This is a genomic window from Bradyrhizobium sp. USDA 4341 (assembly GCF_054063755.1).
This window is the reverse complement of the sequence record NZ_JBSSGO010000002.1, coordinates 5,681,094-5,694,209: the sequence shown is the minus strand read 5'-3', so window position 1 is coordinate 5,694,209 and position 13,116 is coordinate 5,681,094. Positions and strand designations below refer to the sequence as shown.

Below are 13,116 nucleotides of genomic sequence, written 5' to 3'. Positions count from 1 at the left end.
CGCGAGACGATCTTTCGTCCCGTCGCGGCGATGCCTTTCGCTTGGGCTTAGTGGTGTCCAGACAACCTATGTCCCGCGATCGAATCGGTCTTGCAGAAACACTACGGTCTTGGCCGAAGTATTCGTGCTTGGCACTGCGTCCTCATCGGCGTAGGAGAAAGACATGGATACGGGACCCAAGATCGCCCAAGTCGCTGCACTCATCGGCGATCCGGCGCGCGCCAACATGCTCAGTGCGCTGATGGATGGTCGAACGTTGACCGCCTCGGAGCTCGCCTATGTGTCTGGCGTGGCGCCGCAGACTGCGAGTGGCCATCTTGCGAAACTCAGCGACGCTGGATTGCTTGCGCTCGCAAAGCGGGGCAGACGACGATATTTTCGCTTGGCCTCTCCGCACGTCGCGCGCGTGCTGGAAGGTCTCATGGTCGTGGCCCAGGAAGGGCCCGCCCGGCGCGATCTCTGGCGCGGCGGAGAAACGCTCCGACACGCGCGCACGTGCTATGACCACATGGCCGGCCGCATTGCCGTCGCGATCGCCGACCGGCTTGTCCAGCAGTCGTTTATTCTGCTCGACGAGGATGGCGGACAACTGACCGATGCCGGTCGGTCATTCTTCGATGAGTTCGGCGTTGATCTTCGCCTTGCCTCCAAGCGCCGATTGTTCTGTCGCCCCTGTCTCGACTGGAGCGAGCGCCGGCCGCATCTGGCCGGGTCGCTCGGCGCTGCCATCCTTCACCACGCTCTCGAGCACGATTGGGTTGAGCATGTCCGGGATAGCCGCGCGCTCGTCGTGACGCCTGCTGGTGTTAGAGGACTTGCCACAACGTTCGGCATCGAGGGCGCCCTCTCGATGGACGGCCGCGAACGGCAGGTTGCATCACTGTCCAGAGGCCGGGTAGCGGTTTTCTCGGGTTGAGTCAGCGCCCCCGGACGGACGTAGCAGTGCGATCAGTCGCTTCGACCGCAAGTACTGTCCATACTTGACCTCAAAAATTGCGGGATTAGCCTTGCCGGCGTGCGCCCGGCCCGCCGCCGGCAGGCGTGACCGCGTCTGTCCATCGCGCGCGCATTCCGGTGAAAAGCACGGTCGATCGGCGAACTCATCTGCTCACAAGCAAATAAGGGCCCCCGCAATGTCGTTCGCGGACCTTCGGGAGACACCCTTCGCCCTAGTTGAAAGGGTGGCGGAGAGGGAGGGATTCGAACCCCCGATAGGCTTGCACCTATGCCGCATTTCGAGTGCGGTGCATTCAACCACTCTGCCACCTCTCCGATGGCCCGGGTGATTTGCGCCACCCGCGGTCGGGGCGTGTTCTAGGCGAGGATGGCGGGCCAGACAAGGCGCTGCAATAATATTTCCGTCACCAGCGCCTCGCGCCATCGAAGCACCGGGATGACGCAAGAAAGTGCGCGGAAACAAAGCGCTAGCGGGACCGGTCGGGTTCGATCGGCGCGTGGGCGAAGCAAAAGCAGCAGGAGCGGCCCATGGAGCATGTGACGATTCGAGCCAATGGCGCGGCATTCCACGTCGCGCGGACCGGGAGCGGCAGGCCGCTGCTGCTGTTGCACGGCTGGCCGGAATTCTGGCTGACCTGGAAGCCGGTGATGGCGCGCCTCGCCGACCGCTACACCCTGATCGCGCCCGACCTGCGCGGCTTCGGCGACAGCGACAAGCCGCAAGGCTCGTTTGGCCCCGATCAGCATACCGACGACATGCTGGCGCTGCTGGACGCGCTCGGCATCGAAAAGGCCGGCGTGGTCGGCCACGACGTCGGCGGCGCGGTGATGCAGCCGCTCGCCCGCAAGGCGCCCGAGCGTATCGCAGGGCTGTTTTTCTTCGATTTCGTCTATCCCGGCATCGGGGCGCGGATGGCCGCGCCGGACCGGCTCAACCACATCTGGTACCAGTCGTTCCACCAGATGGAGATGGCGCCCGCGCTGGTCGGCGCCAGCCGCGAGACCTGCCGCACTTACATCGGCCATTTCCTGCACGACTGGACGCATCGCAAGGCCGCGTTCGACGACGTGATCGAGGACTTCGCCGACAACTTCTACAAGCCCGGCAACCTCGCCGGCGGCTTCGCGCATTATCGCGCGTCACATGCAGGGCGCGTGAAGATGATGCAGGGCGAAGCGCCCGCGCTGCCGCCGATCGCCGTGCCGACCTGCATCCGCTGGGCCGAGCACGACCCGCTGTTTCCCTATGCCTGGACCGACCGGCTGGGCGAGACCTTCTCGAATCTGGACCTGAAGATGTTTCCCGATGTCGGGCACTTCCCGCATCGCGAGGACCCCGATCGCTCAGCCGCCGAGATCGCCGGCTTCTTCGCGCGGATCAATTGGAAGTAGAAAGTGGTGGGACCGCCAGGACGCGACAAAAACTGGCGGTCCCGTGCCGCTTCTCTATATTGCTGGCCGGGAAGTGCGGCTTCGCCGGTCGGCGGGAGCGACGCTTCCACGGTAGCGGCCGGCGCCCAAACGGCAACGCGAACCCGATCTTAACCTAACCGATCAACCTTACCGGGCGATCGGCCAGCCCAAGAGCCGCTCAGGCATCGGCCTTCCTGGCTTTCTTGGCCTTTTTCTCGCCCTTTTCGTCCTCGTCGTTCTTGTCCTTTTTCTCGGCCTTCTTGTCGTCCTTGCCGTTGTCTTTCTTGCGATTGGTGTAGCGGGCATTGCCGAGCCCGGTTCCGATCGTCAGCACGCCCCAGCGCGCGACATCCTGCATGAACGGCACCTCGGCCAGTCCCTGCGCCACGCCGTCATTGTGCATCACGATCGCGGTGTCATGATCGCCGATCTGCGGGATCGCCTCGACCAGGCTAGCCGGCAGGTTGAATTTGCTGCTCTCCCAATTGCCCGGCAGATTCTGTGCGCCCTTCTCGATCGAGCCGTCCTCATTGATGACGCCGGGACAGGCGATGCCGATGAATGGCGCGAGCCTGAGGTTCTCCTTCCCGGCGGCGGCAATCAGATCCTTCAGCATCTTCACCAGCCGCTTCACCGCGCCTTCACGCGTCGGCTCGTCATCGGCGTGGCGCCACAGCTCCGATTTCCAGACTGCCGCCTTGGAAAGATCGGGCGCCTTCTTCCAGCGCGTCTCGACGACGCCGCAGCGGATATTGGTGCCGCCGATATCGACGGCGAGCACGCCGTCATGAGCCTCGAAAATCCACGACGGCGCCAGATGCAGCGTGCCGATCAGCCCGGCATCATCGGGATGAAAGCGGATCGGCACCAGATCGACCTTGAAATCCTCCGACTTCAGGATGATGTCGGTCCGCGCGATGGCGAGCTCGCCGAGCCTGGAGTCGCGAAAGCCGCCGCCGACCACGATGCGCTCGGTCTTGGCCCAGGCCTTGGTGCCGAGGAAGCGCCGCGTCACATAGGCGAGCTCCTGCGCAAACTCCTCGATCGCGCTGTGCACGACCGCGGAGGCCTCGGTGTCCTCGCCGACCAGCAACTCATCCAATTTCTTCTTGCTGATCTGGTCCGACGGCTCCTCGCCGAACGGATCCTCATCGGATTTGCGCAGCGGCTTGCGCCAGCGGTCGAGGATCTTGCGGAAGGCGCCCTTGGAGGCGCGATCGCCGAGAAAACCCTCGTCGTCCTTCAGCTCGATGTTGAAGCTGTCGATGTCGACGGATGGCAGCCGCGCGGCACCGTGGTGCGCGATTCCTGTGGTCAGTCCAGTGTCTTCGGCCATTCGCCCTGCCCGCTCGAGATTCCCTGCACTAACGACGGGGAACTCAAATGGTTGCGTCCCGCGCTCTGGCGCTCGGCCTGCGCGGGACGCAATTTTCGCAGGGGCGTCAGACGGCCTTCACCCCGTAGCGCGCCGCAGGGGTGCTGCGCGACAGGTTCGGCATCAGCTTCTGGCGCGCTGACTCATAGGCCTGCCAATCGGCAGCATCCGGCAGCGACGGCACGGTGAAGACCTCGCCCTGGTCGAAGCCGGCCAGCGCAGCGTTCACCATGTCTTCGGCCTTCATCACGATCTCGCCGGGCAGATGCTCGACCGGCGTGCCGGCGATGTCCCAGAACTCGGTGGCCGTGGCACCCGGCAGCACGGCCTGGACGCGAATGTTCTTGTCCTTCAGCTCGTGCTGCAGCGAGTGGGTAAGCGCCAACACGAAGGCCTTGCTGCCTCCGTACACGCCGTTGAGCAGTTCCGGCTGGACGCCGACGACCGAGGCGATATTGATGATGGTGCCGCCGCCGCGCGCGACGAATCCCGGCACCGCCGCATAGGTCAGGCGCATCAACGCGTCGACATTGAGCGCGATCAAATCGCTCATCTTGTCGACATCGGATGCGAGCAGCGGTGCGGTGGCGCCGACGCCGGCGTTGTTCACCAGCACGCTGATGCCTTCGTTGCTGCGCAGAATGGATTCGATCCGTGCGACATCGCCGCGCTTGGCGAGGTCGGCGGCAACGATCTCGATCGATCGGCCTGTCTCCTGCGAAAGACGCGTGGCAAGCCCATTAAGGCGCTCGCGGTTACGTGCAACGAGGATCAGATCGTAGCCACGCCGTGCGAGCCGGTCCGCGTAGATGGCACCGATTCCGGACGACGCACCGGTAACGAGCGCCGTTCCTTTGGCTGACTTGGTCATGTTGGTCTCCTGTTTGACCCGAACGGCCGGTTTTGGCCGCTGCTCAGGTTTTACAGGCCCCCCTTGCATGTCTCAAATGTCATATATACACCTTTTTAGGACATAGACTCGGTCGGAGGGTTCCATGCAGGAGATCGGCTTCGTCATCTTCAGGGATTTCCAGGTGATGGGCTTCACCGCCATCACCGCCTTCGAGGTCGCCAACCTGATCGCAGGCGCGCCCTTCTATGAGGTCACGCTGCTGTCGGAGAACGGAGGCCCGGTGCGATCCTCCGCCGGCTTCAATGTCGAGACCGAAGCCTTTGGCGAGCGCAGCTTCGACACGCTGTTCATCGGCGCCGGCCACGAGCTTCATCCGGCATCCCCAAAATTGATCGACTATATGCGACGCGCCATGACGACGTCACAGCGCATCGCTGCGCCCTGTATCGGTGCCTTTTCACTGGCTGAAGCCGGCCTGCTCGACGGCCGGCGCGTCTCCACGCACTGGCAATTCGCCCCGGAATTGCAGGCACGATTTCCAGGGCTCAAGGTCGAGCAGGACCGCATCTACATCGTCGACGGGCCGATCTGGACCTCGGCCGGCATGACCGCGACGATCGATCTGGCGCTGGCGATGATCGAGCATGATTTGGGCGTCGAGGTCGCCCGTTCGGTGGCCCGCAAGCTCGTCGTCTATCACCGCCGCACTGGCGGACAATCGCAGTTCTCGGCGCTGCTCGAGCTCGACCCGAAATCCGACCGCGTCCAGAACGCTCTCCACTACGCCAAGGCGCATCTGCGCAACGAGCTCTCGGTCGAGGAATTGGCTGAGGTGGCACGGCTCAGCCCGCGGCAGTTCAGCCGCGCCTTCCGCGCCGAGACCGGCCAGTCGCCGGCCAAGGCGATCGAGCAGCTCCGGGTCGAGGCTGCGCGCGAATTGATCGGCGACGGCCGCCATTCGATGGACGAAATTGCTGTAGAGACCGGCTTTGCCGATCGGGAACGGATGCGGCGGGCGTTCTTGCGGGTGCTGGGCCAGCCGCCCCAGACCATCCGCCGGCACGCGCGGGCCGCGGCAAAGACCGCAGCCTGAGGGTCAATCCAGGCCAAAATCACGCCAAACCCTTCATTTTTGGCCGGTTTTTGCCCTGCTTTACCTTGACTCCGCGTCGTCAGCAGCTATAAGTCCGCCCATCCGGCGCGGAGTTTTCTCGCGCCGATTGTTTTTGTGCGATCCAGTTTGGGAATTCATTCCCTTCGCGCGAAACACATAACCCATAGCGACTGAACAAAAAGCCGACCCGGGCGATTCGTCCGAGGCCGGAACCGAACACGAAGGAATCAAACGATGTTCGCAGTCATCAAAACCGGCGGCCGGCAGTACCGTGTCGTTCCGAATGATGTACTCGAGATTGGCAAGATCGCCGGCGATGTCGGCACGATCGTGCAGCTAGGCGAAGTTCTGGTGCTCGGCGGTGACACGCCGGTGCTGGGAACGCCCACCGTGGCAGGCGCCACCGTTGCGGCCGAAGTGCTGCAGCACAAGCGCGGCGCCAAGGTGATCGCGTTCAAGAAGCGTCGCCGCAAGAATTCACGCCGCAAGCGCGGCTATCGCGACGAGCTCACGGTGCTTCGCATCACCGAGATCCTCGCCGATAACGCCAAGCCGACTGTCGGCCCGCGGCCGAAGAAGGAAAAGGTCGCAGCGCCCGCCGATGATGGCGAGGACGCAGCACCGAAGGCGGCCAAGAAGAAGGCGCCCGCAAAGGCGCCGGCCGCGAAAAAGGCTCCGGCCAAGAAGGCCGCGGCCAAGAGCTAAGAAGAAGTGATCGTCGCGCATTCAGATTTGAAGCGTGACAAAACGTGAAATGATTCCGTCAAGGAATTGATCTAGAGATCAAAGCGAAGTCGGAGACGAGCTATGGCTCATAAAAAAGCAGGCGGTTCATCGCGCAACGGACGTGATTCCAAGGGCAAGCGCCTTGGCATCAAGGCGTTCGGTGGCGAGCGCGTGATCCCCGGAAACATCATCGCGCGTCAGCGCGGCACCACCTGGCATCCTGGCCTTAATGTCGGCATGGGCACCGATCATACTCTCTTCGCCAAGGTCGAGGGTCATGTCGAGTTCCGTGCCAAAGCCAATGGCCGCACATTCATATCGGTTATTCCGATGGCAGAGGCGGCCGAGTAGACGGTGGACACACATGAGTCCGCCGGGTCCTGTTGAACCGGCGGAGTCGCAAAGGGCTCCAAGGGGAGGCGGGATGACCGGCCTCCCCTTTTTGTTGCGCGCGTTCGACTTCGACCGCGCGCAACGTTCCAAGCGTTGCGTACCGATTGTCGCATCACAGGAGCTCGACATGTTGCAGGACATCCCGACGCCGACCTTGCGCGAAGCAAGAGCTTGCGTCCTCGAGACCGAACGGCTGACATTGCGCAAGCCGACGCTCGCGGACGTAAAAGCCATTGCACGCCTCGCCAATGACCGCCGCATCGCGGAGAACACCCGCCGCCTGCCGCATCCCTATACCCAGGACGACGCCATCGACTTCGTGCGCGCGCTCGGCGCCGGCGGACGCGAAACCGTCTTCCTGATCGAGAACAATCACACGCCGATCGGCATGGTCGGCATCGACTGGCGCGAGGAGACCGCGGCCGAACTCGGCTACTGGCTCGGCGTCGACCATTGGGGCCAGGGTTTTGGCACCGAGGCCGCGCGCGCGGTGATCGACTACTTCTTCGAGGAATTCGATCTCGACCAGCTGATCGCCGGCGCCCGCGTCGTCAACCCGTTGTCGCGCAACATCCTCGAGAAGTGCGGCTTCCAGTGGAGCGGCGTCGAGCTGCACCGGTTCGAGGCGCTGGGCTCATCGAGCCCGGTGGATGCCTTCCGGCTGTCGCGCGGCGTCTGGGCTTCGCTGAAGAGCTGGAACAACTCGACCCGGCGGGAGAGCTAAGGCTCGATCCACAACAACGGTCGTCGTCCCCGCGAACGCGGGGACCCATAACCACAAATGGTCATTGTTCGGCCGAGCTGTGGCTCCAGCGTAGGTGACGACAAGCAACGGTGGTTATGGGTCCCTGCGTTCGCAGGGACGACAGCTGTTATGCGGGTGCGTCTTTGCCCACCCTGCACAGTCACGCCGGCGGATTGATCGCGGAATCCGTGCGTCCAAGCTGCTGCTCGCGCACGAAGATGTAGAGGCCGGCCGCGATGATGATCGCGGCGCCGATGATCGTGGCCCAGGACGGCACGTCGCCGAACACCACGAAGCCGAAGATCACCGCCCAGACGATCATCGAATACTGGTACGGCACCACCACGCTCGCCGGCGCGAGTTTCAGCGACCGGTTCACGCACAGCAGCGCCGCGACCGAGATGATGCCGGCGGTGAAGAACAGCACCAGGCTGCCGGGGGTCGGCGTCACCCAGCCGATCGGCGAGAGCACGAGGCCCAGGATGAAGGTGCCGCCGAATTGCGACGTCGCCAGCACGATATCGGGCGTCGCGCGGAGCGAGCGCGTGATCAGCATCAACACCGCAAACGACAGGCTGCCGCCGAGCGCGATCATCGCCGGCCAGCTGATGGTCTGCGCCGATGGCCGCAGCGCAATCAGCACCCCGCAAAAGCCGATCAGGATCGCGGTCCAGCGCCGCCAGCCGATATGCTCGCCGAGCACCAGGCCCGACATCGCGGTGACGAAGATCGGTCCGGCCAAATAGTAGGTGATGACGTCGGCGAGCGGCAGATAGACGGTCGCCAGGAAGAACGCCGCGACCTCCAGCGTCGACAGCGTGACGCGCAGCAATTGCAGCCACGGGCGCTCCAGATGCAGGAAATCCGCGCGCCGCTTCCACACGATCGGCAGCAGGACCAGCAGCGCCGCGCAGGCGCGCAGCCACAACAATTGCCCGACCGAATAGGTGGCGACGATGAATTTGCCCATCGCATCGCCGAACGAGAACATGAAGATCGACAGCAGCATCAACCCGATGCCGGCGAGCCGCGCCGATCGATCGTCGTAGGAGGACAGTTTTGCGAACAGGCTCATTGTTCTCTTGTTGTCGCCGCCTCTGAGTCGGGCCGGTCCTGTCGCCGGTTTTACCGACGTCGTTGCGCAGGACAACCCCGGCACCTGCAGATCGAACCAATTGTCGCAGTGCGGCGCCTGCGCTACCGGTAGGGCAGCCATTCAAGAAGCAGAGCAGGAAACGCCGCATGAGCGAATTCGACCCCACCCAGCATCGCATGGTCCCCGCGCAGCGGTGGTTCGAGGATTTCGTGCTCGGCGAGCGCTTCGTGATTCCGAGCCGGACCCAGACCTCGGCCGTGTTCGCGGCGTTCCAGACCGCTAGCGGCGACACCCATCCGATCCATTACGACGTCGAATATTGCCGCACGCGGGGCATGCCGGACCTGCTCGCGCACGGCTTCCAGACCCTGGTGCACACCGCGCCCGGCGCCGGGCTGTTTCCCTATGTCGTGGAGGAGTCGCTGGTCGGCTTCCTGGAACAATCGAGCAAGTTCCTGAAACCGGTCTATGCCGGCGATACCATCTACCCCGCGCTGGAGGTGATCGAGCTCGCGCCGGGCCGGACCACGGGCGTCGTGACGCTGCGCTCGACCGTGCACAACCAGCGCCGCGAGCTGGTGCTGGAGGGGATGCAGAAATTTCTGGTGCGGCGCCGGCCCAGCTAGCGGGAGGGTCGTAAAAAGGCCCGAAAATTAAGGCTTTTCGCCGAAGTCAGGGCCTTTCCGGGTTGCCGCCGCGGCCCCCCTGCCCTAACTAGTACGGATCATGAAATTCCTCGATGAAGCAAAGGTCTATATTCGCTCCGGCGACGGCGGCAACGGCTGCGTTGCGTTCCGGCGCGAGAAGTTCATCGAGTTCGGCGGCCCCTCCGGCGGCAATGGCGGCCGCGGCGGCGACGTGATCATCGAGGCCGTCGACGGGCTGAACACGCTGATCGACTACCGCTACCAGCAGCACTTCAAGGCGCCAAAAGGCACCAACGGCATGGGCAAGGATCGCCATGGCGCCAACGGCAAGTCGATCGTGCTGAAAGTGCCCGTCGGCACCCAGGTGTTCGACGAGGACCGCGAGACGCTGCTGCACGATTTCACCGAGCTCGGCGAGAAATTCGTGCTGGCCGAAGGCGGCAATGGCGGCTTCGGCAATGCGCATTTCAAGTCTTCCACCAACCGCACGCCGCGCAACGCCAATCCCGGCGCGCCGGGCGAGGAGCGCTGGATCTGGCTGCGGCTGAAGCTGATCGCCGATGCCGGCCTGGTCGGCCTGCCCAACGCCGGCAAATCGACCTTTCTGTCCGTGGTCAGCGCGGCGCGACCGAAGATCGCCGACTATCCCTTCACCACCTTGCATCCGCAGCTCGGCGTCGTGAATTACGGCGGCCGCGAATTCGTGCTCGCCGACATTCCCGGCCTGATCGAAGGCGCCCATGAGGGTGCAGGTCTCGGCGACCGCTTCCTCGGCCATGTCGAGCGCTGCCGCGTGCTGCTGCATCTGGTCGATGCGACCTGCGAGCATGCCGGCAAGGCCTACAAGACGGTGCGCACCGAGCTCGAGGCCTATGAGGGCCAGCTCGCCGACAAGATCGAGATCGTCGGGTTGAACAAGATCGACGCGGTCACACCAGACGAGTTGAAGAAGCAGAAGGATCGCCTCAAGCGGGCGGCGAAGAAGACGCCGCTGTTGCTCTCAGGCGCGACCGGCGAAGGCGTGCAGGATGCGTTGCGCGCGCTGGTCGAGGTGATCGGCGAGGCGCCGGTGTCGAACAAGGCCAAGGCTCAGTCGGAACCGTGGGCGACGCCGCTGCCGCAGGGTTGAACGGCACAAGCCGAGCAACACTTGGACTTCTTAAGCCACATCGTGGCGCCTCTTGCTTCCACCTTCCTGCCAGACCAAACCCATGAAACGCCCCGCGCTCAAGAACTTTCGCCGCATCGTCGTCAAGGTCGGCTCGTCGCTATTGGTCGACTCGCAGGCCGGCGAGGTGCGCGCGTCCTGGCTCGCCGCGCTGGTCGACGACATCGCAAAACTCCACAAGCGAGGCTGCGAGGTCATGGTGGTGTCGTCGGGCTCGATCGCGCTCGGCCGCAGCCGCCTGAAGCTGCCGCGCGGTCCGCTAAAGCTCGAGGAGAGCCAGGCTGCCGCAGCGGTCGGCCAGATCGCGCTGGCGCGAATCTGGTCGGAGGTGCTCGGCCATCACGGCATCGGCGCCGGGCAGATCCTCGTGACGTTGCAGGATACCGAGGAGCGCCGCCGCTATCTCAACGCGCGCTCGACCATCGCCAAGCTGCTGGAATGGGGCGCGGTGCCTGTCATCAACGAGAACGACACGGTCGCCACCACCGAGATCCGCTACGGCGACAATGATCGCCTCGCCGCCCGCGTCGCCACCATGGCGAGCGCGGATCTGTTGATCCTGTTGTCCGATATCGACGGCCTCTACACCGCGCCGCCCGCGATCGATCCCGATGCGAAGCTGATCCCGGTGGTCGAAAGCATCACCTCGGAGATCGAGGGGATGGCCGGCTCGGCCGGCTCCGAACTGTCGCGCGGCGGCATGACCACCAAGATCGAGGCCGCGAAGATCGCGACCACCGCCGGCACCCACATGCTGATCGCCTCCGGCAAGATCGAGCATCCCTTGCAGGCGATCGCCGACGGCGGCCGCTGCACCTGGTTCCTGACCCCGGCCAATCCCGTCACCGCGCGAAAGCGCTGGATCGCGGGCTCGCTCGAGCCGAAGGGCACGCTGACCATCGATGCCGGCGCAGTGGCGGCGCTGCGCGCCGGCAAGAGCCTGCTGCCGGCGGGCGTGATCCGGGTCGACGGCCAGTTCGCCCGCGGCGACGCCGTGGTGGTGCGCGGGCCGGACACCCATGAGATCGGCCGCGGCCTGGTCGCCTACGACGCCGAGAATGCCGAGAAGATCAAGGGCCGCTCCTCGCCCGACGTGATGGCCATTCTGGGCATCAGCGGCCGCTCCGAGATGATCCACCGCGACGACCTCGTGATCGGCCCGGCCGGGGCGATCCCGGCCAAATAGGCCCAGATAGCCGACCCGGCCGACGGGAGCGGCCTGCCGCCCACCTGCCATGCCGGTTCCGCGCCTCGCCACCCCTCAATTGCCATGCTAGAACATGGCCTTAATCCCAAGCTGGGACTTCCATGAGCGCCCCCTTGAAGGCGATCGACGGCAACGCCGATCTCGCCGCCCTGATGACCGACCTCGCCGCCAAGGCGCGCGCCGCTGCGCGCGTGCTGGCGCTGGCGCCGCCGGAGCAGAAGAACCGAGCGCTCGCCGCGATCGAGCGCGCGATCCGCGCCAACGCGCCGGCCATCCTCGCCGCCAACGCCGAGGATGTCGCCGAGGCGCGGGCTGGTGGCATGACCTCTGCCTTCGTCGACCGCCTGACACTGACGCAGGCCCGTGTCGCCGGCATGGCCGATGGCGTGGCCACCGTGCGCGAGATTATCGATCCGGTTGGCGCCGTCACCGAAAGCTGGCAGCGTCCGAACGGCATGACCATCGAGCGCGTCCGCGTGCCGCTCGGCGTGATCGGCGTGATCTTCGAGAGCCGCCCCAACGTCGCCGCCGACGCCGGCGTGCTGTGCCTGAAGTCCGGCAACGCCGTGATCCTGCGCGGTGGCTCCGACAGCTTCCGATCCTGCCGCGCGATCCATGATTGCCTGGTGCAGGGCCTGCGTGAAGCCGGTCTGCCTGAGGCCGCGATCACCTTGGTGCCGACCCGTGACCGCACGGCCGTCGGCCTGATGCTGACGGGATTGAACGGCGGCATCGACGTGATCGTGCCGCGCGGCGGCAAGAGCCTGGTCGCACGCGTCGAGGCGGAGGCACGCGTTCCGGTGTTCGCGCATCTGGAGGGCGTCAACCACATCTATGTCGATGCCAGTGCCAGACTCGATATGGCCAAGGAGGTCGTGCTGAACGCCAAGATGCGCCGTCCCGGTGTCTGCGGCGCCGTCGAGACCCTGCTGATCGATCGCAACGCTGCCGCGACGAAGCTGAAACCGCTGGTCGAGTTGTTGATCGATGCCGGTTGCGAGGTGCGCGGCGACGACATCGTGCAAGGCGCCGATGCCAGGGTGAAGCCCGCGTCCGACGAGGACTGGAACACCGAATATGAGGATGCGATCATCTCGGCGAAGATCGTCGGCAGTCTCGATGAAGCGATTGCGCATATTCAAGATCACGGCTCGCATCACACCGATGCGATCGTGACGGAGGATGCCGCTGCCGCGCAGAGATTTCTCAACGAGGTCGATTCGGCGATCGTGCTGCATAATGCCTCGACCCAGTTCGCCGACGGCGGCGAGTTCGGCTTCGGCGCCGAGATCGGAATTGCCACCGGCAAATTCCACGCCCGCGGGCCGGTCGGCGCCGAGCAGCTGACGAGCTTCAAGTACCGCGTCCACGGCACCGGGCAGACACGGCCGTGATCATTGTCGCACGCGCACGGTAGACCAT

Annotated in this window: 13 protein-coding genes and 1 tRNA gene; 10 read left to right on the top strand and 4 right to left on the bottom strand. The window is 64.7% G+C overall.

Annotated elements, in window-relative coordinates:
• The first annotated feature begins 226 nt into the window (after positions 1-226).
• The gene (locus ACVIGB_RS33170) at positions 227-916 is read left to right on the top strand and encodes an ArsR/SmtB family transcription factor (RefSeq protein ID WP_456719504.1); all 690 of its coding nucleotides are present in this window, start codon (positions 227-229) and stop codon (positions 914-916) included.
• Between the two features lie 266 nt (positions 917-1,182).
• Here the strand turns inward: ACVIGB_RS33170 and ACVIGB_RS33165 are convergent.
• Positions 1,183-1,272 (bottom strand) — tRNA-Ser (locus tag ACVIGB_RS33165).
• A gap of 213 nt (positions 1,273-1,485) precedes the next feature.
• Between ACVIGB_RS33165 and ACVIGB_RS33160 the strand changes: the two genes are divergently transcribed.
• Entirely contained in the window at positions 1,486-2,349 is an 864-nt protein-coding gene (locus tag ACVIGB_RS33160) for an alpha/beta fold hydrolase (RefSeq protein WP_456719505.1), read from the top strand.
• 199 nt (positions 2,350-2,548) lie between these two features.
• On the opposite strand, the gene ACVIGB_RS33155 is transcribed toward ACVIGB_RS33160, so the two are convergent.
• Positions 2,549-3,706: an ROK family protein gene (locus ACVIGB_RS33155; RefSeq protein WP_456719506.1), complete on the bottom strand. Its 1,158-nt coding sequence runs from the start codon at positions 3,704-3,706 to the stop codon at positions 2,549-2,551.
• Between the two features lie 106 nt (positions 3,707-3,812).
• Positions 3,813-4,616 (bottom strand): SDR family NAD(P)-dependent oxidoreductase, encoded by an 804-nt coding sequence (locus tag ACVIGB_RS33150; protein WP_456719507.1) that lies wholly within the window; start codon positions 4,614-4,616, stop codon positions 3,813-3,815.
• A gap of 124 nt (positions 4,617-4,740) precedes the next feature.
• On the opposite strand from ACVIGB_RS33150, the gene ACVIGB_RS33145 reads away from it, so the two are divergent.
• The 4 genes from ACVIGB_RS33145 to ACVIGB_RS33130 all read left to right on the top strand — a co-directional run bounded on the left by ACVIGB_RS33145 (position 4,741) and on the right by ACVIGB_RS33130 (position 7,555).
• The gene (locus ACVIGB_RS33145) at positions 4,741-5,691 is read left to right on the top strand and encodes a GlxA family transcriptional regulator (protein WP_456719508.1); all 951 of its coding nucleotides are present in this window, start codon (positions 4,741-4,743) and stop codon (positions 5,689-5,691) included.
• A 255-nt stretch (positions 5,692-5,946) separates the two neighbouring features.
• Positions 5,947-6,417, top strand: a complete 471-nt coding sequence (rplU, locus tag ACVIGB_RS33140) for a 50S ribosomal protein L21 (RefSeq protein WP_092121674.1) — start codon at positions 5,947-5,949, stop codon at positions 6,415-6,417.
• Between the two features lie 102 nt (positions 6,418-6,519).
• Entirely contained in the window at positions 6,520-6,789 is a 270-nt protein-coding gene (rpmA, locus tag ACVIGB_RS33135) for a 50S ribosomal protein L27 (RefSeq protein WP_024583287.1), read from the top strand.
• Between the two features lie 169 nt (positions 6,790-6,958).
• On the top strand, positions 6,959-7,555 hold the full coding sequence (locus tag ACVIGB_RS33130) for a GNAT family N-acetyltransferase (RefSeq protein ID WP_456719509.1): 597 nt from the start codon (positions 6,959-6,961) through the stop codon (positions 7,553-7,555).
• Between the two features lie 181 nt (positions 7,556-7,736).
• Here ACVIGB_RS33130 and ACVIGB_RS33125 read toward each other — a convergent pair whose 3' ends face one another.
• Positions 7,737-8,651, bottom strand: a complete 915-nt coding sequence (locus ACVIGB_RS33125; protein ID WP_092121671.1) for a DMT family transporter — start codon at positions 8,649-8,651, stop codon at positions 7,737-7,739.
• A gap of 167 nt (positions 8,652-8,818) precedes the next feature.
• Here ACVIGB_RS33125 and ACVIGB_RS33120 point away from each other — a divergent pair, with 167 nt between their 5' ends.
• The 4 genes from ACVIGB_RS33120 (at position 8,819) to ACVIGB_RS33105 (ending at position 13,088) form a co-directional block, all read left to right on the top strand.
• Positions 8,819-9,298, top strand: a complete 480-nt coding sequence (locus tag ACVIGB_RS33120) for a MaoC family dehydratase (RefSeq protein ID WP_092121668.1) — start codon at positions 8,819-8,821, stop codon at positions 9,296-9,298.
• A gap of 100 nt (positions 9,299-9,398) precedes the next feature.
• Positions 9,399-10,448 carry a GTPase ObgE gene (obgE, locus tag ACVIGB_RS33115; RefSeq protein WP_456719510.1) on the top strand — a complete coding sequence of 350 codons (1,050 nt, stop codon included), beginning with the start codon at positions 9,399-9,401 and terminating at the stop codon, positions 10,446-10,448.
• A gap of 82 nt (positions 10,449-10,530) precedes the next feature.
• On the top strand, positions 10,531-11,673 hold the full coding sequence (gene proB, locus ACVIGB_RS33110; RefSeq protein WP_092121662.1) for a glutamate 5-kinase: 1,143 nt from the start codon (positions 10,531-10,533) through the stop codon (positions 11,671-11,673).
• A 122-nt stretch (positions 11,674-11,795) separates the two neighbouring features.
• Positions 11,796-13,088, top strand: a complete 1,293-nt coding sequence (locus ACVIGB_RS33105; RefSeq protein WP_456719511.1) for a glutamate-5-semialdehyde dehydrogenase — start codon at positions 11,796-11,798, stop codon at positions 13,086-13,088.
• Positions 13,089-13,116: the final 28 nt, after the last annotated feature.

Coding starts and splice junctions, on each gene's coding strand:
- ACVIGB_RS33125 (WP_092121671.1), bottom strand. CDS start 8,651: ATGAGCCTGTTCGCAAAACTGTCCTCCTACGACGATCGATCGGCGCGG.
- rpmA (WP_024583287.1), top strand. CDS start 6,520: ATGGCTCATAAAAAAGCAGGCGGTTCATCGCGCAACGGACGTGATTCC.
- rplU (WP_092121674.1), top strand. CDS start 5,947: ATGTTCGCAGTCATCAAAACCGGCGGCCGGCAGTACCGTGTCGTTCCG.
- proB (WP_092121662.1), top strand. CDS start 10,531: ATGAAACGCCCCGCGCTCAAGAACTTTCGCCGCATCGTCGTCAAGGTC.
- ACVIGB_RS33145 (WP_456719508.1), top strand. CDS start 4,741: ATGCAGGAGATCGGCTTCGTCATCTTCAGGGATTTCCAGGTGATGGGC.
- ACVIGB_RS33160 (WP_456719505.1), top strand. CDS start 1,486: ATGGAGCATGTGACGATTCGAGCCAATGGCGCGGCATTCCACGTCGCG.
- ACVIGB_RS33105 (WP_456719511.1), top strand. CDS start 11,796: ATGAGCGCCCCCTTGAAGGCGATCGACGGCAACGCCGATCTCGCCGCC.
- ACVIGB_RS33155 (WP_456719506.1), bottom strand. CDS start 3,706: ATGGCCGAAGACACTGGACTGACCACAGGAATCGCGCACCACGGTGCC.
- ACVIGB_RS33170 (WP_456719504.1), top strand. CDS start 227: ATGCTCAGTGCGCTGATGGATGGTCGAACGTTGACCGCCTCGGAGCTC.
- ACVIGB_RS33120 (WP_092121668.1), top strand. CDS start 8,819: ATGAGCGAATTCGACCCCACCCAGCATCGCATGGTCCCCGCGCAGCGG.
- ACVIGB_RS33150 (WP_456719507.1), bottom strand. CDS start 4,616: ATGACCAAGTCAGCCAAAGGAACGGCGCTCGTTACCGGTGCGTCGTCC.
- ACVIGB_RS33130 (WP_456719509.1), top strand. CDS start 6,959: ATGTTGCAGGACATCCCGACGCCGACCTTGCGCGAAGCAAGAGCTTGC.
- obgE (WP_456719510.1), top strand. CDS start 9,399: ATGAAATTCCTCGATGAAGCAAAGGTCTATATTCGCTCCGGCGACGGC.